The sequence below is a fragment of the Akkermansia sp. N21116 genome (assembly GCF_029854705.2).
Taxonomy (GTDB): Bacteria; Verrucomicrobiota; Verrucomicrobiia; order Verrucomicrobiales; family Akkermansiaceae; genus Akkermansia.
Window position 1 is genome coordinate 744,410 of the sequence record NZ_CP139035.1, and the last position, 21,422, is coordinate 765,831.

12 protein-coding genes and 1 tRNA gene are annotated in these 21,422 nt (G+C 52.2%); 1 reads left to right on the forward strand and 12 read right to left on the reverse strand.

Features of this window, described 5'->3' with window-relative positions; genetic code table 11:
* Window positions 1–186: 186 nt before the first annotated feature.
* The 5 genes from QET93_RS02795 to QET93_RS02815 all read right to left on the reverse strand — a co-directional run bounded on the left by QET93_RS02795 (window position 187) and on the right by QET93_RS02815 (window position 12,004).
* Window positions 187–3,147: a LamG-like jellyroll fold domain-containing protein gene (locus QET93_RS02795; RefSeq protein WP_280131527.1), complete on the reverse strand. Its 2,961-nt coding sequence runs from the start codon at window positions 3,145–3,147 to the stop codon at window positions 187–189.
* Window positions 3,148–3,149: 2 nt separating this feature from the next.
* On the reverse strand, window positions 3,150–5,060 hold the full coding sequence (locus tag QET93_RS02800) for a right-handed parallel beta-helix repeat-containing protein (RefSeq protein WP_280131528.1): 1,911 nt from the start codon (window positions 5,058–5,060) through the stop codon (window positions 3,150–3,152).
* A gap of 51 nt (window positions 5,061–5,111) precedes the next feature.
* On the reverse strand, window positions 5,112–7,064 hold the full coding sequence (locus QET93_RS02805) for a right-handed parallel beta-helix repeat-containing protein (protein ID WP_322190090.1): 1,953 nt from the start codon (window positions 7,062–7,064) through the stop codon (window positions 5,112–5,114).
* Between the two features lie 87 nt (window positions 7,065–7,151).
* Window positions 7,152–10,088 carry a glycoside hydrolase family 38 C-terminal domain-containing protein gene (locus QET93_RS02810; RefSeq protein ID WP_280131530.1) on the reverse strand — a complete coding sequence of 979 codons (2,937 nt, stop codon included), beginning with the start codon at window positions 10,086–10,088 and terminating at the stop codon, window positions 7,152–7,154.
* Between the two features lie 89 nt (window positions 10,089–10,177).
* Window positions 10,178–12,004 (reverse strand): right-handed parallel beta-helix repeat-containing protein, encoded by a 1,827-nt coding sequence (locus tag QET93_RS02815; RefSeq protein ID WP_280131531.1) that lies wholly within the window; start codon window positions 12,002–12,004, stop codon window positions 10,178–10,180.
* A gap of 392 nt (window positions 12,005–12,396) precedes the next feature.
* Between QET93_RS02815 and QET93_RS02820 the strand changes: the two genes are divergently transcribed.
* Window positions 12,397–13,611, forward strand: coding sequence for a sialidase family protein (locus tag QET93_RS02820; RefSeq protein ID WP_280131532.1), 1,215 nt, complete (start codon window positions 12,397–12,399; stop codon window positions 13,609–13,611).
* Window positions 13,612–13,705: 94 nt separating this feature from the next.
* Here the strand turns inward: QET93_RS02820 and QET93_RS02825 are convergent, their stop codons facing one another.
* From QET93_RS02825 to QET93_RS02855, 7 genes are all read right to left on the reverse strand, one after another.
* Window positions 13,706–15,259, reverse strand: a complete 1,554-nt coding sequence (locus QET93_RS02825; RefSeq protein WP_280131533.1) for a beta-N-acetylhexosaminidase — start codon at window positions 15,257–15,259, stop codon at window positions 13,706–13,708.
* A 93-nt stretch (window positions 15,260–15,352) separates the two neighbouring features.
* Entirely contained in the window at window positions 15,353–17,065 is a 1,713-nt protein-coding gene (locus QET93_RS02830; protein ID WP_280131534.1) for a sulfatase, read from the reverse strand.
* Window positions 17,066–17,148: 83 nt separating this feature from the next.
* Window positions 17,149–17,661, reverse strand: coding sequence for a GNAT family N-acetyltransferase (locus tag QET93_RS02835; RefSeq protein WP_280131535.1), 513 nt, complete (start codon window positions 17,659–17,661; stop codon window positions 17,149–17,151).
* Window positions 17,662–17,665: 4 nt separating this feature from the next.
* Window positions 17,666–18,817 (reverse strand): endo-1,4-beta-xylanase, encoded by a 1,152-nt coding sequence (locus QET93_RS02840; protein WP_280131536.1) that lies wholly within the window; start codon window positions 18,815–18,817, stop codon window positions 17,666–17,668.
* 215 nt (window positions 18,818–19,032) lie between these two features.
* Window positions 19,033–19,118, reverse strand: a tRNA-Tyr gene (locus tag QET93_RS02845).
* A 91-nt stretch (window positions 19,119–19,209) separates the two neighbouring features.
* Window positions 19,210–20,220 (reverse strand): prolipoprotein diacylglyceryl transferase, encoded by a 1,011-nt coding sequence (gene lgt, locus QET93_RS02850; protein ID WP_280131537.1) that lies wholly within the window; start codon window positions 20,218–20,220, stop codon window positions 19,210–19,212.
* Between the two features lie 17 nt (window positions 20,221–20,237).
* On the reverse strand, window positions 20,238–21,311 hold the full coding sequence (locus QET93_RS02855; RefSeq protein WP_280131538.1) for a M42 family metallopeptidase: 1,074 nt from the start codon (window positions 21,309–21,311) through the stop codon (window positions 20,238–20,240).
* Window positions 21,312–21,422: the final 111 nt, after the last annotated feature.

Sequence of the window (21,422 nt, forward strand, 5' to 3'; positions counted from 1 at the left end):
TTAGCAATGCTTTCTCATACCGACATTCCAGAAGACGCACCCTTCCTTGGAACGGGGACAACACAGGAGACAGGTGGGCCTCCATGTGGTACATGTCCGGGGCGGAAGGGGCATCGATTGGAATCCACGGAATTCGTTCCTCAGCCATCCCTTGGGATATGGAAATAGCCAGGAGAAGGCCGGCCATTATTTTTTGATGACAAACCATGCTGTTCCTTGGGGGGTGAGGGTGACGGGAATCTGGATTTCGCAGGCGTCGTTCATCTCAAATGGACGGCTGGTGCCTGTTTCATCCGTGACAGTGGCCTGTCCCTTCAACCCGGTATAGTAGAGGGGAAGGGTTAGCGTTTGTGTGATGTCCCTGTTGGTTGGGTTGAAGACGACTACCAGCCCTTTTTCTTCAAGGAATGGGTTGGCGTGCATGATGCAGTCCAGATCGCGCCCGGTCGGACGACTGATGTGGATGATCTCCGATGTCAGGATGGCGCGGTGGTCCTTGTACCAGTCGATCCATTTCTTGACCATGGCTTTGGTTTCCGGCGTATCATAGAGCCGGTTGCCACGTATGGTGAGCATGCAACCACTGGCGAGGTATTGGATGAGTTGTTGTTCGTAACGGGACAGATTGTCCTTGAGGGGTTCCAGGCCGACGCGGGGGTCGTTGGTGTAGAAGCCAACGAGCTGGAGCGTCATCCAGCCCATGGTGGGGAGTTTGTGCCAGGTGCCATCGTAGATGTATTGGCGGCCTAGCAAAAGCTGCTGCTGAGGGCTGAGGTTGGCGCTGGCTTCTCTGTAGCCCATGCCGGTGGTGCATTGGCCGTTGAGGAAATACCAGTCCGGGATGGGGATGAAGACATCGCGCCGTTGCAGTTCATGGAGGATGTCCACATAGGCTTTCCATTGTTCCCATTGGGAATCATTCATGCCTCGGTGATGGGGGTGCTTGGTGGATGCGCAGATGTCTCCATGGTAGGGGCCGTCCATGTTGTAGCTTTTCAATCCCGTTTTATCGAAGAATTCCCACATTTTGGGGAAGTAACTGTCTTTCCATGCACTGGCGACGCAAACGCTTTGCCCGAACAGGGAACCGGGCTTGCCAGTTTCCGGGTTGACGCAATCAACTTGTTTCCCCCGTCCCCGGGAAGCGATCTGGAGTTCGTACCCTCCGATGATGATACCCCGTTCCCGGGCATAGGTGGCAATGTCTTTCCAGAAATTCACGTAGTCGGGATTCAGATTGTCGTGCTGGATGCCGACCCATGCCATGATGTCGAGGCGTTCCATGCCGAGCTCGGCCATCTGGTCGATGAAGGCTTTGAGCTTTGCCGGATCATTGGATGTGATACCCCCGGTGAGTAGCGATTCTGTTACCTGGGGAGCCAAAACCCGATACATGCGGCGGTGCGCGAGGGATTTGCGTTCCCGGTCATCGCTGTCCTGCAGCAACTCGAAGGTGACAAATGATTGGAACGGACGATTTTTTGCAACGGCCGTATCCGGGCCGACCGGAAGCCGGCTGATGAGCATGTTGCGGTGCGGGAAGTCGAGGAAGGCGTCTTCGGCCTGGTTCTGCGATGCCCATGTGTTGTATTCAGGATCGACGCTCCACAAGGTGGTGCTTTCTCCTGCCTGGTAGGGTTGGGGCGTGCCTTTGAAGTGCATGAGAGCACTACCCTTGATGTTGCCGTTGACCAGGGCGAATGAGAAGTCGCTTTCTACATGGAGGCGGTCCCTCTGATCCTGATTGACGGCCAGAATTTCGCATTCGGTTTCATTCAAAATCATATCCCTGTCGGAAGCATTCTCGACTTCTATCCACTTGGCCATGACGGGGATTCCTTCGTAAATCTCGTAATGAACCTTTACTTCCACCCCCTTGACATGGGTCATCTCTTCCGTGGGCTTGTAGGTCATGACGAGCTGGAGACCTTTTGGCGGCCATTCGGTTGCTTGAGCGTTGTATTTTTTATTCCATGTGTATCGCTTTGCGGGCGTGTCGGTTTTGATGGAGACGAGTTGAAATGCCTGCTTGTCGGACTTCATTCCGGGCAGCCATTCTTCCAGAAGATAGGAACACTCCGGCTGGTTTTTCAGGCCGCCAACATCATACCAGACGTCGTCAATTTTGAGGCGTGCCTCCGGTTTGACGGCACGGATGTATTCAGCTCCGTTGGAAAGGTTTTTGTAACTGATGCAGGCGATGTTGTCTCCCAGGTGGAATGTCCTGCTGACCAGTCCGTTGGTTAATTGGAAGCGCGTTGAACCACCTTCTTTCGCTTTCCGGACGAGTAGTTTGCAGGAGCTCGCTTCAGGAGAGAGTAGCCAGTCGCAAGAGGGCTTCTCTTCGGGAAACACCTGTACGATTTCTTTTCCGGGAGCAGGGCTTTCCAGTTCCCGGATGAGTGTTTTCCGCTCCTCCAGGCGTTTGACGTTTTCCTCGCTCATGGATTGCCTGTTGAACAACAGGTCTGTCCCTGCAGAGAATTCCCCCTTCTCAAACGTGCTGACACGTACTTCATAAACCATACTTTGGAAGCTTTCCTGCATCCCCCCGGCGCTGGCGGCAATGGAAAAATGGGGGGCATACTCCGCAGGGGTGGAGAATGTGGCCACTTGTTCTCCATTTTGATAGGCTATTCCCTTGCCGTCTTCCACGACGATGGCGAGGTGTACCCATTGATTCTGCTGTGCTTTGCCGAGTGAGACGGATTCTTTGGAGTCGATGGCCCATTTTCCTTGCCGGATGCCTATGGAACAACCTTTTCCGGCTTCTCCATTGCATAGAACCTGGTGAAAGACATCGTTTTGCGGGATTTCAACCGCTTTAACCCAGACTTCCAGAAGCTGGTTCCGGTTACCGGGAGAAGTCCCCAGTGCCTTGTTGATGGCATAGCCGGCTCCCTCCTTGAACAGAACGCAGCCTTCGCCCTGCAAAGCTTTGTCTGCCGGCGCATCGGCATAGAACAAAGGCTTGCCAACAGAGCGCAGGACATCGTCTCCAGAGGAGGACGGCAACGATTCCGGTGCAACAGCGTACGTGACATTTCCTGATCGCCCGAAGTTGTAATGGGCAAGCGGGGTGACTTTCGCATGGGTTGTGATACCTGACAGTAAAATTACCGCCAGGATAGCTGGGGTTGGCTTCATGATTATGGGGCTGGTTGAGATTGGATCTCCATGGGGGCTTTCATGGGCAGACTGCTCCATGGGCCGGGGATACACGAAGGCGCATTTCTGGAAGCGCGCTGGAAATCATGGTCGATCGTCATGGGGGAGCCATCCGGATTTTCGTACAGACATTTGGCGATGTGGGTTCTTCCCAACAATTGTGTGGTGACAGGGGGAAGCTGTTTCAGGGAAATGTTTTGATTCCACGGAAGTGAGATGGCACGCAGCGTGTTCTTTTCATCGAATGCGAGTTTGATGTCTTTTGCCGGAAGAGTGGTTTCGATGGCATCCGTTTCTCCGGGTGCTGGTTTGAGATCGGCAAAATAGAGATTGCCACTGATCCGGGAGGGGTAGGGATATTGTGCAAGTGCTTCCAGCCCCGTTGTTTTTTGCCCATGCAGGGGTGCGAAGATGTTGTAGTAATACCGGTCGTCTCCAGCCCGGATGATTTCCAGCCCCTTGATGTCCGTTGAGTGGTTGAGGTGGTAGGGTGTGAAGCGGGAATGGTCTGGAAAGATACGGAGAAAACCGCCGAAGAAATTGTGGACAAAGGCATATCCTTCCGAGTCGCAGAGAAGGTTTTGCGGGGAAAGCATAATGTTGTTGTCAATCATGCCGGGGCCGTGATCCACTTCCAGAAAGAGATCCTGCTGATCGTTTTTGTACAGGAGATTGCGAGTTACGCGAACCCCCTGTGCCATCCAGTCCAGCCAGATTCCCCGGCCTGTCTGATGGATGTGGTTGCCGGCCAGGGTTACGTCGATGGCTCCATGGAATTTGATGCCGGCGATTTCTGCACCGGAGAATTGCCTTTGGGTCCAGATGTCATAGATGTGGTTTCCTTCGATCGTGCTGAAGGCACAGCCCATGCTTCCGCAGATGCCGGTTTGTTCGCAGTTGTAGATCGTGTTGTTACGGACGATGTGGGAGCCGATATCCTCCCTGTTCCAGCCCTTGCGGAGGACTCTGAAAATGACTTCTATGTAATGAATTGTCCCGTTTTTATCCTTTTGAGTACACTCAAGATTATGACCGGTAGCTGCATCCTTGCCGAGAGTGATACCATTGCAACGGGAATCGTGGATGATATTGTTTTCTATGATCCATCCCTTGTTCCAGTTGGTCGAGACCATACCGACCTGGTGGGCGGTGGGGGCTGCCCACTGGGTGGCAGCCTGGCAGATTTCAAAACCTTGAAGAGTGATGTAGTTGACGCCTTCATTCTCTGGATAAAAACAGGAGGAACGCGTCGTGATTTCCGTAAGGGCTTCATTGGGATTTTCCCCTTGGGTGTTGATCCAGAGAGTAACACCATCGTCATCCGATTCGACGAACCATGTCCTCAAGGAGTCCTGCTGATAAACGGCTCCGGGAAAGGGCTTGGGATTCAGCACTTTCTCTCGGGTGTCCATTTCAAAAAGAGCCTTGCCATTCACAAAAATGGCTCCTGTGTGATGGTTGCGTCCCTGGTTGGAAAACCAGTCTCCTTCGATCAATTCCCGGAACGGGTGCATGTGTTTACCGAAAAAGGAATGGGGGAGTTTGATGTTCCAGACATTGGGAACATCGGTTTGAATCCATCCCTTGACGATCTCTGAACCCTTGATGACGGGACGTTCGCCGGGAGCGGCCTGGTAGGTGATCCTGTTTTCCGGAGAGAGACCGCCACGGGGCGGGTTGACAGTTTCCCGGTAGGTGCCTGCATGTACGGAGATGACGTCACCGGGGACGGCTTTTTGCGCGGCGGCGGTGATGGTCTTGAAAGGGTTTTCCTTTGTGCCCGCGTGGTTGTCGCTCCCTTGTGGGGAGACATGGTATTCCGCCGCGTACAGGGGAAGGAACGCGAATCCCGCCAAAAGCATGGGGGCAAAGTGAGTAAGTCGGAGGTTCATGATATTTGTTGTTAGGAGATATTTGTTGCTTGGGGTGGAGAGAGATTGATTTTATGGCCGGATGGGCAGGGGGTGTGTTCTGACCGGAAGATCGGCCAATGGGCCTGGGACACAGGAATCGTTCTTTCTGGTATTGCCTGCAAAATCGTAGTCAATGACAATGGGAGAACCGTCCGGCAATTCATAAGGGCATTTTGTCATGCGGTTTTTGCCCAGAAGGGAGGTGGTGACGGGCAGAAGCTTTTTCAGGGAAATGGCTTTATCCCAGGGCAATGTCAGAGAGAGAAGTTTTCCTTTTTCATCAGACTGACGTTTGATGTCTTCCTGCTTAAGGGATGTTTCTACAGCTTCCGTTTCTCCGGGAGCCGGTTTGAGTCCTGCAAAATAAAGGTTGCCGCAAATTTTCGAAGGGAAAGGGTAATGGGCGAGAGCTTCCAGTCCGGTTGATTTCTGTCCCTGGAGGGGAGCGAATATATTATAATAATATCTGTCGTCTCCGGATTTTATGCGATCCAGTCCCATGATTTCCGTCGAGTGATTCAACTGATAGGGGGTGAAACGGGCATGAGGTTCCGGGCGGATGTCTAGAAAACCGCCAAAGAAATTGTGTGCGAACGCGTAGCCTTGAGAGTGATAATATATATTTTTCCGGGACAGCATGATGTTGTTGTCTATGAGCCCCGGTCCATGGCTGACCTCTATGTAAAGATCATCCTGATCGTTGTCGTACAGGGTGTTTCCTGTGACGTACACGCCCTGGGCCATCCAGTCCAGCCAGATGCCGCGTCCTGCCTGGTGGATATGATTGTTTGACAGGGTGGTGTCTATGGCTCCATGAAATTTGATACCGGCCATTTCATATCCGGCGAAGAGCCGCTGTACCCAGATGTTGTAAACGTGGTTGCCCGTGACTTCACTGAAAGCACAGCCCATGCTGCCGCAGATGCCGGTCTGCTCGCAGTTGTAGATCGTATTATTGCGGACGAGGTGGGAGCCTATGTTCTGCTTGTTCCAGCCTTTGCGGAGGACATTGAAAATGACTTCTATGTAGTGGACGCTTCCGTCCTTGTCTCGTTGAGTCGTGGCAGGATTATGCCCGGTCGCCGCTTCCTTGCCCAACGTGATGCCATTGCAGCGGGAGTCGTGGATAATGTTGTCTTCAATGATCCAGCCCTTGTTCCAGTGGGTGGAGACCATGCCTATCTGATGAGCGGTGGGCGCGGCCCACTGGGTGGCTGCCTGGCAGATTTCAAAGCCCTTGAGAGTGATGTAGTTGACACCCTCGTTTTCCGGGTAGAAGCAGGTGGAGCGTGTGGTGATCTCCGTGGTTTCCTGGTTGGGGTCGGCTCCCTGCGTGTTGATCCACAAGGTGACGCCTTCGTCATCCTGTTCCACAAACCAGACCTTCAGGGAATCATCCTTGTACACAGCGCTGCCGATAGGCCGGGGCTTGAGAACCTTGGCCTTCGTATCCATCTCAAAGAGGCTCCTACCGTTCAGGAAAATCATTCCCGTATGGTGGTTTCGGCCGTTCTTGACAAGCCAGTCCCCTTCCACCTGTTCCCGGAAGGGATGATTATGCTTGCCGAACCAGGAGTGGGGCAGGCGCAGGCTCCAGACGTTGGGCGTGTCCGACTTGACCCAGCCCTTGACGATTTCCGATCCCTTGATGACGGGCCGTTCGCCGGGAGCGGCCTGGTAGGTGATTCTGTTTTCCGGCGAGAGACCGCCACGGGGCGGATTGACGGTTTCCCGGTAGGTGCCCGCATGTACGGAGATGACGTCACCGGGGACGGCTTTTTGCGCGGCGGCGGCGATAGTCTGGAAGGGGGCTTCCTTTGTCCCTGCGTGGCTGTCGTTTCCCTGTGGGGAGACGTGGTATTCTGCCGCGTACAGGGGCAGAAACGCGAATCCCGTCAGAAGAATCCGGGTAAAAGGAATGGGGATAATGTGCATGATGAAGTAACTGCTCTTTTTAAGTTTTGCCGGAAAAATGTTCGGCATTAATTAAAAATCTTTCTCATAATACGTTTTTTTTGAAATTGTTCCGGAAGTGTTTCGCCCCTGTTGAGGTTGCCGTGACGAGTAAATTTATTCTTTCTGCTGCCGGGTTTCTGCTTGGGGTTGCCAATCTGCTCTGACCGTAACGAATCCCCGGGCGGGAATGGTCACATTTCCTTTGTGGATTTCGGACGTCCCCGGTTCTTCGTTGAACGTGCAAAGAGAAACACGTTTGGGCTGATCCTTTTTCCAGGTCAGTTTGACCTGGCTCTCCTTGTCCGAAACGGAGCGCAGGCGGATAATCCGGGAGACTCCCTTGTTTATGGTCTTTACCATTGTGATCATGACGGCGTCATCTCCCGAGATCACCAGATTTTGGGGACATTCATATTCTTTATCGACCGGAACGGCAATAAGAGGCTGGAATTGTTCGAGGCCGAATCTATTGGATTTTACCGCGTCATAGACGCCTTTTGCCGGGAGGACGCTGTATTTGAATTCGATCTTTCCTTGCTGTGACAGGGGGAAGTTAGTGTGCCAGTGATTGTTGAGCGCCCAGGAATAAAGGGTGGCGGACGGTTCCAGTTTTCTCAGCCATTTAGGAGAACCAAAGGCTCCCCCCAGGATGTTAGCGGTCATGTCTCCCGATTCGAAAACCGGCGCATTCAGGGAGCACCACGTTATGTTTTTGTTTTTGTTGGAGATGTTCAGCCAGCGCTGGACGGCGATCCAGTTTCTGTTGGCGACGGGAAGCTGGTCTTTTTCCAATTCCATGGCCCCCCATGGAATGTCCGCCCTGATTCTCGGCTGGGGAATATCGAAACCGAAACCAAAGTGAACGCCTTCCTTGGCGGTTACGGCTATTTTATCTACGGTATTGCGGAAGGAGACGGCAGGCTGTCCCTTTACCACAGTGATTTCCCTGGATAGCGAGCTGCATTCCTCCGCCTGGGATTCTATGAGAAGGGTATTGATGAGGGGGCCCTGCTCCCTGGCCGTTATCTTAATGTGGTGATCCTTGATCGCCTTGTCGGAGGAATCCGCGCCCTTGAGATAACGGAAGCTGTTGATGGCCGTTTTGGCTTGTTTGTCTGCAAATTCTTGTCCTTCATGGACAAGGCTGTCCACATCTCCCGTTGCCGGGTTCAATTTGACGACGACGGATCCGTTGTCAAGAACGGGGGCGGCATTCTTCACCGGAGGAACCGTTTGTTCCTGTTGGTTTTCCAGCCGGAATTTTTTGGCGCCCAGCGGCGGAATATTTTCTGCCAGGAAGGCCAGCTCTCCACTTGAAAGTTTTTGGCAAAGCACTTGTTCTCCCGTTTCCTCATTTACAACCGATGTATGGCCTCCGCAAACCTCGGGAGAGAGTTTTACAAGACCGCTCCGTTTCCAGGAGAGGGTGTTGAATACGCAAATGGTGTCCGACGGACGGCGTATGCCGCTGACAATGGAATCCAGCCAAAGTGTGCATAATTTCTCCGCGTTTCTGAAATAATCGAGTTTTTTGTTCAGGATTTCGTCGCAGATAGGCTGCTGCTCCGGTCTCATATAGGCCCAGGTGTGTTCTGTTCCCAGGATTATATTCCTCCATATCTCTTCCACTGTTTTGCGGGAAACGGGTTTTCCCGGATTCAACATGCTCCACAGGGTTTCTCCTTGCAGCAGGCGTTCCTTCACTTCCCTATTGCGTCCCGGGTAGGCCGCGTGGGAGCCGAGTCCATCCGTCCAGTACTCGGTGAAGTCTCCTTTCATGACGGGAATGCGGTCGCCATACTTTTTCGCAAAAGCTTGCATGATGTCCGTTCCCGTGCAAATGCGGAGCTTGGGATAGGCATATTCCGCATTCCAGCTTTTTACGGCTTCCGGCAGATCGAAGTCAACGGGTGTATTGTCCGCAATGCACCAGGTCATGGGAAAAATATCATACGGGTAGGTGTCCGTTTTTTCCAGTTCGGGAAGTTTCTTGTCCAGGTAGGAATCAATGAAGTTTGCTCGGGGATTGTCGGTCTGTACGAATCTCAACAGTTTTTCGGGATCGGTCTGACCGGCCATTTTGGGCCAGAACATGTGTCCTTTTATTTTAGCTCCCGGCGTATAGTCTCCCGGCTGCAGAAACAGGATTTTTGATTTGCCGTCGGCGCTCTCCCACCAGAAGGGATGGAAGTTTATTTCGTGAGCGAGGCCGGTTCTGTCCGAGCCGTTGAACAGCGCCAGGCAATATTTTATCCCCATGTGAGCGGCGGCGGGCACCACTCCCCACGAGACTCCCGGGATGTCGACCTGAACCATGGTCTCCACTTTCTTCCCGGTTTGCTTTTCCAGCGTTTTTCCATATCGGAAGAGCTCAAGCAATTCCTCTTCATTGGCTGCGCTGGTATTGGTGTTGACATATCCGGCATCGACGGAGATTTGTCCCCGGGCAATGGCCTGAAGCAGTTTTTCCCCTTTTTCCCGGGGTTCCGTTGCCAGGTATCTCTCGATGGGCCAGGTGACTTCCGGGTTCCAGACAAACCGGGCGCCGTCCGGATAGTCTTTGGTTTTTTCCGCCAGTTGCATGGCGTATTCCAGATTTCTTTTGTGAATGATTTCCACATTGTCCTGGGTATTCGTGTACCCGATGTCCACATGGGAATGAGGATAGATGTAAACGTTCCAGTAGCGCAATTTGGGAACGACTATCTCTTTGGATAGAGTCCGGTTGTTTTCCCGGATCAGATCAATTTTTACCCGGGCGTCCTCCGATAAGCCGACATTTTCGGGCAGCAGGACGGAGAGGGCGGCCTCTCCGTTGTTTTTCACGGGGAGGCTTTCCTGCTTGCCGTTGACCGATATTTCCAGACTGCCGTTTTGCAAAGGCGTTTTCCCCTTGTATGTGACGAGTATCTCACGTCCGGGCTTGTGGTCGTCCCGGTATTTGTAAAAATTGGTTATTTTACACTCAAGGGATTCTTCCGGAGCTTCTTCCGCCGCCGAAACACAAAAAACGGAAACGGCCATGAAGAAAGGCAGGATAAAGTTTTTCATGATATTTTTGATGGTATGGGGCTAATGAGGGTTCACTCCGGCGAGAGATTCGTAATGAAAATATGATCCGCCTTTATGACCGGTCTGGTTTAGTCTTTCAAGGGGTATACTTTGACTTCCTGAATGCCGGATCTGGTGAAATCGACAGGGCCGGGACAGAGGCCGGGGAAGTTTCTCTTGTTTCCAGGATAGTCCGTATCAAAAACGATAGGGGTGCCGTCTGCCTGATCAAAACTCTGGTTGGGAACGACAGCTTTGCCCAAATCCGCACTGCTCAGCGCCTTGTCGGTTCCCATCTGCTGACATCCCTCGGGAACATTGATTTTCAGATACCAGCCGTCCTTTTTCTGAATGACCTTGATACCGGGGTCGAACCCGGATTTGACACAGGAATTTTTTTCGAATTTGGAGGGGATGGACTGCAGGAGGAACAGGTTTCTTTCCATGGTTACCGGCATTTTGCAGGCGTTGTAGGGGGTGAGATCCATGGTCGTGAAAATATTGCCGTAGAAAGCCGAGTTGCCGCATGGACAACTGTGCCGTCCCGCTATTTTGGTATCGTGAGGGAACATGTAGGGTGTTTTTCGCTGATCCTCGTCTCCCGTGGGATACAGTTTGCCGGCCATCAGATTGTTCACGAAAACCGCGCCGCGCGAGAGCTTGATTTGATTCAGTGCCTCCGTCAGCAGGATGTTGTTGTCTGTCAAAATCGGGCCATGGTTAACCTCATACGACAGGTCGCCCACATTATTGTCATGAAGGAAATTTTTCGTAACGCGGGTTCCCTGCGACATCCAGTCGAGCCATATTCCCGTTTTCGTACGATAGATATGGTTCTTGCCGATCACGACGTCCACCGGAGCGTGCAGTTTGATTCCGGCATGTTCATATCCCCAGAAGGGCTGGTGGAGCCCCGTTTCAAAAATGGTATTATTCTCGATCCTGCTGAAAATGGCCCCGAGACTTCCGGCTATTCCCGCCTGACCGCACCAGGAGATGGTGTTGTTCCTGACAATGTGGCTGCCGATGTGCTCCTTGTCCCACTTGTTTTTCAACGCGCGTTCAATGGTCTGGACGAATCCCTCTTCCGATTCGGATTTGTTGTCCCATTCGTCTCCATATTTGCCCAGGGTGAGCCCGACGCATTTGGAGTGGCTGATGGTGTTGTTTTCAATGACCCAGCCCTTGCTCCAATGGGTGCCTATCAAGCCGATTTGTTCCGCTGTGGGGGGGGCCCAGGGCGTGGCGGCATGGCTCATATCAAACCCGCGAACGTGAATGTAGTTGATGAACGGCTTTTCCGGATAGAAGACGGATTGGCGGGTATTGATTTCTACTGTTTCCTCATTGGGATTGCTGTTGAAGTTGGCCCATATTGTGGTGGTGCCGCCTTCCACTTTGCAGAACCAGAGCGCCTTGCCGCCCTTGTTGTTCAGGACGGCGTCCAGCTCCTGTGACTCAAGCAGGTTTTTGTTGTTCAGGTAAACGTCTCCGCTGTGGCACCACTGGCCTCTGCTGAGCCAGTCGCCATGGATGTTGTCGGAGTAGGGATTGAAATTGCCAAAAAATTCGTTGGGAATCTGGACGTTCCAGGTAGTTTCATTTACTTTTTTCCATCCCTTGATGATTTCCGAGCCCTTGATCTCTACTTTTTCTCCCGGACTTGCCTGGTAAACAATAGGCTTGTCCGCAGATTCTCCCCCCCGGGGCGGCGATACGCGTTCCCGGTATGTTCCTTGATGAACCGTAACAACATCTCCCGGAACTGCTTTCTGGGCAGCTGCGGAAATGGTTTTCAAGGGAGCTTCCGGCGAACCTGCATGGTTGTCGTTTCCATTCGGCGATACGTGGTATTCTGTCCCCGGAGAGAGGAAGGAGAGATGAAGGCCAATAAGGATTGAAAAGAGACTTTTCATAAAATCATGAGAGTATGGATTGAGGAAGATGGAGGTGATTGCGGTCGGAATATCTTATTTGGTGTGTGCTCGGAGTGAGTGGGGAAACCTTAAAAAAATACGGATGAATGCTTTTTTATTTATCAGAAAAGATAGGATGATACGTGTATGATGCTTCTAATTATCATCCATAAAATGATAAGGGAGTGAGATAGATTCTTTATTGTCATATATTTAGATTAATCTGATTTGATATGAAAATTTACGGTAAGTCGATTTCATGCCCGATTGCTGTTTTCATCCGGACAGTACTGGTGAGATGAAAGGGCAGGATATCTGGTTTGGATATGGTCTTTTATCATGGAGCTGGAATGATGCTGTGCCGGGCCAGGTGTGCGTATATGATAAAGGGCATGATGAAATCTATTGTCAGATCGGTTGCCGGTATCATATGCGCTGTGGCATTGCCCGTTTTTACTCAAGAGGCGGTTCAGGAGGTTTTCCCCTGTGACAGGGCGGTCAATGTTTTTAGTGCAGGTCATGGCAATTCCTACGCCTCGATCCGTATTCCTGCCCTGATCAGTATGGGACCGGGGCAATTGATTGCCTTTGCTGAGGGGAGGTACAAAAATACGGACCAAGGTCAGAACGATATCATTATGAGCCGCAGCAAGGACGGAGGTAAAACATGGAGCCGTCCGCGGGCGATTGCCAAATCACATGGTGCGACTTTTAATAATCCCAGCCCAGTGTATGATGCAAAGAGTAAGACAATCACAGTGGTTTTCCAGCGGTATCCGGAAGGAGTGTCGGAGCGTCAAGGAAATATCCCCGATGGGTGGGATGATTCGCGGTGTATTCGCAATTTCATGATTCAGAGCCGTAATGGTGGGACTTCCTGGAGCAAGCCTGTAGAGATAACTCAGACTACTAAGCGGCCTGCCGGAGTGGATATTATGGCTTTCGGCCCTAATGCGGGTGTGCAATTGAAGAATGCTCCTCATCGTGGACGGCTACTGATACCGGCGAATGAAGGCCCTTTCGGGAAGTGGGTGATTTCTTGCATTTACAGCGATGACGGAGGCAAGAACTGGAAACTTGGCAACCCGACGACGAATCAGCAGGGAATGGTGAATGAGACTTCTATTGCCGAAACAGATAACGGTGGCGTTGTCATGGTAGCTCGCCATTGGGGTGGCGGCAATTGCCGTCGTATCGTCTGGTCGGAAGACGGAGGTGAGACATGGGGCAAGGTACAGGATGCTCCGGATTTATTTTGTGACAGTACACAGAATTCCCTGATGACGTATTCTCTGTCGGACCAGACGGCCTATGGGAATAAAAGTCGCTTGATTTTTACCGCTCCCGGTGCTGGACGCCGCGTCAAAGGTACGATTGCCATGAGCTACGACAACGGTAAAACATGGCCTGTAAGCAAATTGCTTGGCAAGGGCGGTTTTGCCTATTCCAGTACGGCGATGGTGGCTCCCGGCGTGGTGGGGGTGCTCTATGAGGAAAATGCGAATAACATCAAAAATCTGAAATTCGTGCCCGTTACGATCGATTGGCTGACGGATGGGAAGGATACCGGCCTGCCTGCCGGGCAGAAACCTCCTGTCTTTCCCTAAACATGTGTTTCGGCTTGATAAATAATAGCGGAGCTGCGTTGCTCAGCTCCGCTTCTTTTTGAGTTTCGGTATCTAGAGGAAGCCGGTAATGACTTCAGGAGACCTGTCTCTGGCCTTTTTCGTAGTTGGAGTTGATACGGTTGATTTCCTTCTGAGTGATGGAATTTTCGCGCAAGGGTTTGTTGGTCATATTGCGTTCCAACGTGTAGCCGAAGCGTTTCTGAAAGTGTTTTTTGTGGGATTCGAGCTTTTTCTCGAATTCTTCCAGCGAGGGGTGCTTGCTGAATTCTCCCCAGCAGTTTTCGGAGACGGCGATGGCGCGGGGAAAGGTCATGTACATCAGGAGTTCGGCGGAGGGAATCCATTCGGCCCACATGCAGAGTTGGATGCCTTTGACGTGACTGGTGTCTTCCTTGGTTCGTCCATTGCGGGGATCGAAGTTGTAGCAGTCTTTTAGCAGGATGGGACTGCCTTCCGGCTTGAAGCGGGGATCCCCCTTGGGGTAGTTAAACTGGCAGCGTGCCAGATAGTATTTGAACTGGGGTGTGACGATAAGATCGATACCCTGTTCTTTAGTTTTGTCGATGCAACGGGGGAATTCTCCCGGCAGCCAGGACATGACGGTTTCCCCCTTGTGATAGTACGATTTGTTAATATCGTACCAAAGGATGGGTTTACGTTTTCTTTGGGCCAGCTGTTGGGTGAGGGAGGTGGTGAAGTCGCTCATTTCCGCATGGACGTCGTCGCCCTGGCCTTTGGCTGCCCTGGCTTTTTGACAGTCCGGACAATTTTTCCAATCGCCCATGGGGCATTCGTCACCGCCGATATGGACATAGGTAAACGGGAAAATGGATTCCAGGGTATTGAAGACGTCGGTGATGAATTTTTTGGTAGCCGGCTTTTGAGGACAAATGAGTTTGGAGGAAACACCTCCATGCGTCCAGACCTGGGCTTTTTTACTGTTGCAGCAGAATTCGGGATAGGAAGCGGCCAGGGCCATGTTATGGCCGGGCATTTCAACTTCCGGCAGAACTTTGATCCCGCGTTTGGCACAGTAGGCGACGAGATCGGCGAGTTCCTTTTTGGTGTACATTCCTTCGTTGGCGAGCAGGGAATTGTTCTGGTTTTTCGGAGCGGAGGGACGGACGGCTCCGATGGTGCGCAATTTATCGTAGCCGGGGACGGGTAGACGCCATCCCTGGTCTTCCGTGAGGTGCAGGTGGAGGACGTTGTATTTGTAGTAGTGCATGGCATCTACGAACTTGAGAAGCTCGGACATGGGGTAGTAATACCGTCCGACGTCGACCATCATGCCGCGCCAAGGGAAGTTGGGGCGGTCTGCAATTTTACCGCAGGGGATGCCTTGGGGGGTATCGGAGAGTTGGTCCCGCAATTGGAAGAGGGTGGCTGTCGCCATGGCCCGCCCATCGGGAGTGGAAAATTGGATGATGACTCCTCCAGGTGTGATATCCATGGTATATCCCTCATCCCCAAGCCCTGCTGTTTTCTGGGCTCGGATGACGCTGAGGTTTTTTGTAGTGCCGGTACCGGGGGTAACCTCGGCAGGTTCGGGGATGATGTTATAAAGGCTGTCGGCGAGACAAAGCTGGCAGAACAATTCCAGAATAAGTGCTATGTACGTTTTCATGGCGGGGAGTCGGATGTGAAAAAGTCCTCCGTCCGGACTTTTGAAAGCAAGGTTGGGACGGGGGACTTTGGAATCGTATTTGTGCTGATTTTATTAGTTGGTAGAGGCGGGTTCGGGATTGGCGTTACTCCCCTTGGGCGCACAGTCCCACTTGGGGGTGACGCTGAGTTTGCCTTTGGCTCCGGGGAATCCATCCGGCACCTGATATGCTTGACGGAGTTGTTTGTAGAGTTCGGTGAGTTTCCGGGTGTCTTCGGCATATTCCGGCTTGTTGTACACATTGTGCATCTGAGCAGGATCTTTTTCGTTATCGAAAAGCATCCATTCATCACTGGTCCAGAGGTAGGACAAGGTGTACTTGCCGGAACGCAGCCCGTCGTGGCGGGGGGCGTTGTGTTCGCCCGGGTTTTCGTAGAAGGCATAGTACAGGGGGCGGTCGGAGAAGTCTTTGTGTTCTCCGGTCTTAAAGAGCGGAGTGAGACTCTTCCCCTGGAAGGTTGCCATGTTTTCTGGCGTGGCGATACCGGCTACATCGCAGAAGGTAGGGGCATAGTCGATTTCCTGAACGAAGGCTTCGGAACGGACTCCGGGTGCGATATGCCCCTTCCAGCGCATGATGAGGGGCATGCGGAAGGACTCTTCAAAAATCCAGCGTTTGTCGTAGAGGCCGTGTTCGCCCATGTAGAAACCTTGGTCGCCGCAGTAGAGAACGATAGTATTCTCGGCAAGACCGTTTTTGTCGAGGTAGTCCATGAGTTGGCCGATGCTTTCATCGACGGACAGGACGGTGCCGAGATAATCCTCCATGTAGTGGCGCCAGCGTTGAAGAAGGATATCGTCCTTGTTCTTGATTTTGCCGCTTCTGATATCTTTAACTAGTTTTTCGGTACGGGCCTTATGGTAGTCGTACCAGGCTTTTTTCTGTTCAGGGTTCATCCGCCCCCATTCGGGCATAGGCCATTCGTATTTGGGGCATACGATCATTTTGCGGATGTCTTCCGGAACGACTTCTTTGATAAGGTGTTCGTCGGACCATACATCGAAATGGTTGGCGAGCGTTTGTTCCGTCTTTTTCAAGAAGTCGGGACGGTCGGAAAAGTCGTCCTTCAGGTTAGAGGGGGGATCAATCGTGTCGGCAAATTGTTTGGCTCGTCCCAGGTTCTGGATGGACGGACACCAGTTGCGGTGCGGTGCCTTGTGGCCGACGACGAGCATGAAAGGCTTGTCCTTGTCTCGCTTATCCAGCCAGTCGATGCTCTTTTGGGTTACGAGCTCGGTGGCATAGCCTGGGACGCGGGTGACGATCCTTTTGCCGTCTTTTCCGGGAGTGATGAAGTCGGGATTGAAATAGTTGCCCTGACCGGGGAAGATTTCCCAGTAGTCGAATCCGGTCGGGTTGGATTCCAAGTGCCATTTGCCGACAAGCCCCGTTTGGTAGCCGGCTTTCTGAAGCATTTTGGGGAAGGTGGGCTGGGAACCGTCAAAAGGCTTGGCATGTTCGTTGAACAGGTAGCCATTCATATGGGAATGCCTCCCTGTGTAAATGCAGGCGCGGGATGGACCGCACAACGAGTTGGCGCAGTAACTGCGATCAAAGACCATGCCTTCATCTGCCATTTTGTGGAAATTGGGATAAGGCATTGGAGAATCCTTATCGCAGGTGCCAAGAGTTTGATAGGCATGATCATCTGTGATGATCATAATGATGTTGGGGCGTTGTTCCTGTTCCTTAAGAGTTTGTTCCTGAGAGGAGGCACAGGTCGCGAATACTGCCGCAGGCAGTGCAATTGATAGGAGCCAGTTCATAAATCGCATGTATTGTACTCGAAGAGTTTCCCGTTGAAAGTTTTTTTTAGAATTAGGGGCGATTGTGGTTTTTGCAGTGGAATTTATGGCTCTTCACGGATGGGGAAGATTATGGCCCTTGATATGATTTTTTCCATAAAAATGAATGTCCATTTTCTTTGTGCGACAGCTTGTTCCCGAAAAACAGAGTACCCCATGGAGAGGTAGAGGGACAGATTGCGTTTGCTGAGATTGCTGGTGAAAAGTTCGAAGCGAACGACGGTATCGGGAGCTTTGTGCTCTATATAATTCAACAGTTGCTTCCCGTAGCCTTGCCCCTGGTAGCGAGGGTGGACCATGATTTTGCCGATGAAAAGATTTTTGTCTCGAATTGTACCTCGGACGGAGCCGATGAGGAGTCCTGCATTATTGTGCATGGAACAGATGATTGTGCCGGTTTCATATTGGCGTTTCAAATCATCCAGAGTTTCCAACAGGGGAGGAATGCGGTGATCTCCGACCAGTTCCGCTTCGCTGCGGTAGGCCAGATACTGGAGGTTCAAGATATCCGGTAGATCTGTTTCCTTGGCGAGGGATAGGCGGGGCGGGTGAATCATGGAGTTATCTTGAGGGATCCGCTTGGTGTTCCATAATCTCCTGAACGAAAGGTTTGGGCATGTAGTGTCGATCGAATAACAAGGGATAATCTACGCGGCCCCGGACGGGAAATCCGTTTTTCCATGAGTCTCCGTCCGTCAATCCCCATACCGTGACACGTGTAATGACATTGGAGTGTTTCAGAAAAAGATTGAAGAACTCTTTCATCCTGTTGTTCCACGCTTGCGATATGGCATCCGGCAGACCATCGGTGTATGGATCAATTGATTTCCGATAAGCGACCGTGTCGGCGATGTTGGCACCGGTTTGAACGTTTGGCAAGGCGCTCATATCCCATTCCGTAATCATGACGTTGACTCCGGCATTGCTGAAACTCAAGATGCTTTTCTCGAAATTGTCCGATTCGGGATACTTCATCCCCATATGGCCTTGCATGCCGACAGCATCAATGCGCAAACCCCGCTTTTTGAGCATTCCGATCAGTTCCACAACTTTGTTGCGCTTGGCTTTTGCATCCATGCCGTAGTCGTTGTAGTATAGCTCGGCTTGGGGATCTGCCTCGTGGGCATACTGGAAGGCAAGGGGAATGTATTCTTCTCCCAGGATTTCATAAAAGGGGCTTTTGCGCCAGGAACCGTTGGATTCAATAGCTTCATTGACAACGTCCCAGCCTTTGATGCGTCCCTTGTAGCGACCTACGACCGCATGGATATGGTCCCTCATGCGTTTTTTAAGTTCATCGGGAGATACCTTGGCTCCGTTTTCGTCAATACAGAACCATGGAGCGAGTTGGGAATGCCAGATGAGGCAATGACCAATGACGGCCATGCCGTTTTCTTCGCCGAAATGCACCAGCTTATCTGCATCGGCAAAGTTGAATCGGTTTTTTTCCGGATGGATGGCGGAACTCTTCATGCAATTCTCTGCTACGATGGAATTGAAGTGCTGCTTGATGAGCCGGGTTGCCTGTTGATCCCGTCCGTTAACTTGGCGGGTGTTGAGGGCGACTCCCATCAGGAAGTTTCCTTCAACGGCCCGTTTTAGGGAATGTTCGGTATGTTCTGCGCTTGACGCGCTTTTCACTTCAATGAAAAACGCACATACGATGCACAGAATCCCGATATGACACTTCTTCCAAATGTGATGCGTTTTCATGGATAAACGATTGGTATGGATTAGCCCGGGCGCAAGAGGGAGACTGGGTTATACAAGTCTCATTTGCCAAGCACATGATACGTCAATTGTTTCCTATTACCATGATAAATCGTTGTATTACACGGACGATTGGGGAGAAAGGGGCAAATCCGGTCCGTTATCCTGATTAAGGCAATAAAAAAACCCTTCTAACGAAGGGCTTTGTTGAACCACAATGGTGGGCAGGGCTGGATTCGAACCAGCGAAGTCGAAAGACAACAGATTTACAGTCTGCCCCGTTTGACCGCTCCGGAACCTACCCGTTCACGTGGTGCGGGCGGAATCTACCTGTTTTATGTAGTCGGATCAAGCCCTTTTTTGTATTTGGAGAAAAAAGTTTTTGGATGATCTGGCTAATTGACGGCCTGGACGGTTTTTTTCGTTTTGAACGCGTAGATGAAGAAGCCGGTTCCGATCAGGAAGAGGAAGAGGGAAAGGAATTGACCCCGAGTGAGATTGAACCAGACAGGGGAATCCGGCTCCCGGTAATTTTCGACGATAATTCGTCCTATGGCGTAGAGGAAACAGAAAATGCCGCTGAAGATGCCGTTGTAGGCTTTGGGGTAGAGGATACGTATACCCCAAAGGACAGTGAAAAGGATGATGCCTTCGGCCAGGCCTTCGTAAAGCTGAGACGGGTAGCGTTCGGGCAGGACGGATCCGACGATGTCTTTGATGGCCGGGGTATCACGAACGCGTTCGATCATCCATTGGGCCGAATAGGCGTCGGCTCGGTCGGGCAAAGGAGATGCCGCTGCCAGGTTTTGGAGGATGGAGTCGGGGCATTCGTCGTAGATTTTTTGAAGAGCCTGGTGGCGCAGTTGCATGTTTTCATGCAATTCGGCGGGGAATTTCATGCCGACCCATGAGTGGCTGTGGATAATGCGTCCATAGAGTTCTCCGTTGATGAAGTTGGCCATGCGTCCGAAGAAGAGCCCTACCGGAGCGACAATGGCAAGTCCGTCGGTGATGGCAACCCAGTTTATGCCGTGCTTCCGCGCATAGTAGAGAGTGAAAAGCGTGACTCCGATGATACCTCCGTGACTGGCCATGCCTCCTTCCCAGACGCGGACGGCGGTGAGAGGGTCGGCCAGGAAAGCGTCCAGTCCCCGGTTGGGGATCCAATAGAAAATGACGTAGCCGAGACGGCCTCCGAGAAGTACGCCGAAGACGGCGGTCCAGGTGATGAAGTCGGAGAGTCTCTCTTGGGCGATGGGATAAAGGTTTTTTCCGGAGAGGTACTTGAGGAGGAAGTACCCGGCGACAAAGCCCATCAAGTAGGCAATGCCATACCATCGTATGGCGATCGTTTCTCCCAGTTGGAGGAGGATGGGGTTGAGGTCGTGGATGTATGTGGCGAACATGGGAGCCGCTTGTGTTTTTATATATATTGCGTGAGGGAGGCAACAGCCTTGGCGTCCAGACGGCGGACAAGGGCTTCGCAAAGGGCGATGGCCGCGTCAAAATCGGCTAGTGACATGATGCCGTTATGGGCATGAATATAGCGTGCGGGAATACCAAGAACGATGCAAGGAACTCCTTGTCCGGAGAGGTGGATGGCTCCGGCATCGGTACCTCCGGATCGGCGGACGGTGAGCTGGTAGGGGATGCCGGCGTTGAGGGCGGTCTCTTCTACAAGGCGGGCGAGGCGCGGGTTGGTAATGGCGGTCGGATCGTAAAGGCGGATTTGGACGCCTCCTCCGAGTTTCCCTTGGGATTCCGACGGAGCAAACCCCGGAGTGTCGTCGGCGGGAGGGCCTTCCAGAATGATGGCGCAGTCCGGGAGGATTGCCTGGGTAGCTGTTTTGGCCCCACGGATACCGACTTCTTCCTGGACGGTGGCGGTTGCAAGGAGGATGTTCGGGTGACCGCTTCGGGTGAGGCTGAGGGTGGCTGCGGTCATGGCGGCGAGGCCTGCGCGGTTGTCGAATGCTTTACCCATGACTTTTCCTTTGCTGCGGAGGTAGGTGAAGGTGGAGTCCGGGGTGACGGGATCCCCGGGGTGAACACCGAATTCATGGATGGCCTGGTCGGCAGATTCGGCTCCGATGTCGATGAAGAGGGCCTCCATGGTCATCAGGGATTTCTTTTGGGATTCGGGTAGAAGATGCGGAGGCTTGGAACCGATGACTCCTCGGATTTTTTCGCCGGAACGAGTGGTAATGATGACGCGTTGACTGGGCAGGGTATGCGTCCACCAACCTCCGATGGGGACTATCTGGAGGAATCCCTGCGGAGTGATGTTTTGGATGAGGAACCCGATTTCATCCATGTGCGCCGCCAGCATGATGCGCGGGCCGGAGTCTCCGTGTTCACAGATGGTGGATCCTGTTTTATCGGTGTAGAAGCGACCGCATCCCTGGAGGGAGGAGACGAATAGGGCTCTCACTTCATCTTCATGGCCGGAGATGCCGGAGGCATTGGAAAAATTTTCCAGTAGATCGTAAGGTTCCATGGCGGGGGCAGAATGGAATTACGATGGCTTGAGGTCAAGAACCAAGAATGCGTGCATGGTAATTCGGTAGAGATAGGGAAAATCGCGGTTTACCCGCCTTCAGAGGGCTTG

Coding starts and splice junctions, on each gene's coding strand:
- QET93_RS02855 (WP_280131538.1), bottom strand. CDS start 21,311: ATGGAACCTTACGATCTACTGGAAAATTTTTCCAATGCCTCCGGCATC.
- QET93_RS02835 (WP_280131535.1), bottom strand. CDS start 17,661: ATGATTCACCCGCCCCGCCTATCCCTCGCCAAGGAAACAGATCTACCG.
- QET93_RS02825 (WP_280131533.1), bottom strand. CDS start 15,259: ATGAAAACGTACATAGCACTTATTCTGGAATTGTTCTGCCAGCTTTGT.
- lgt (WP_280131537.1), bottom strand. CDS start 20,220: ATGTTCGCCACATACATCCACGACCTCAACCCCATCCTCCTCCAACTG.
- QET93_RS02795 (WP_280131527.1), bottom strand. CDS start 3,147: ATGAAGCCAACCCCAGCTATCCTGGCGGTAATTTTACTGTCAGGTATC.
- QET93_RS02830 (WP_280131534.1), bottom strand. CDS start 17,065: ATGAACTGGCTCCTATCAATTGCACTGCCTGCGGCAGTATTCGCGACC.
- QET93_RS02820 (WP_280131532.1), top strand. CDS start 12,397: ATGATGAAATCTATTGTCAGATCGGTTGCCGGTATCATATGCGCTGTG.
- QET93_RS02815 (WP_280131531.1), bottom strand. CDS start 12,004: ATGAAAAGTCTCTTTTCAATCCTTATTGGCCTTCATCTCTCCTTCCTC.
- QET93_RS02840 (WP_280131536.1), bottom strand. CDS start 18,817: ATGAAAACGCATCACATTTGGAAGAAGTGTCATATCGGGATTCTGTGC.
- QET93_RS02800 (WP_280131528.1), bottom strand. CDS start 5,060: ATGAACCTCCGACTTACTCACTTTGCCCCCATGCTTTTGGCGGGATTC.
- QET93_RS02810 (WP_280131530.1), bottom strand. CDS start 10,088: ATGAAAAACTTTATCCTGCCTTTCTTCATGGCCGTTTCCGTTTTTTGT.
- QET93_RS02805 (WP_322190090.1), bottom strand. CDS start 7,064: ATGCCGAACATTTTTCCGGCAAAACTTAAAAAGAGCAGTTACTTCATC.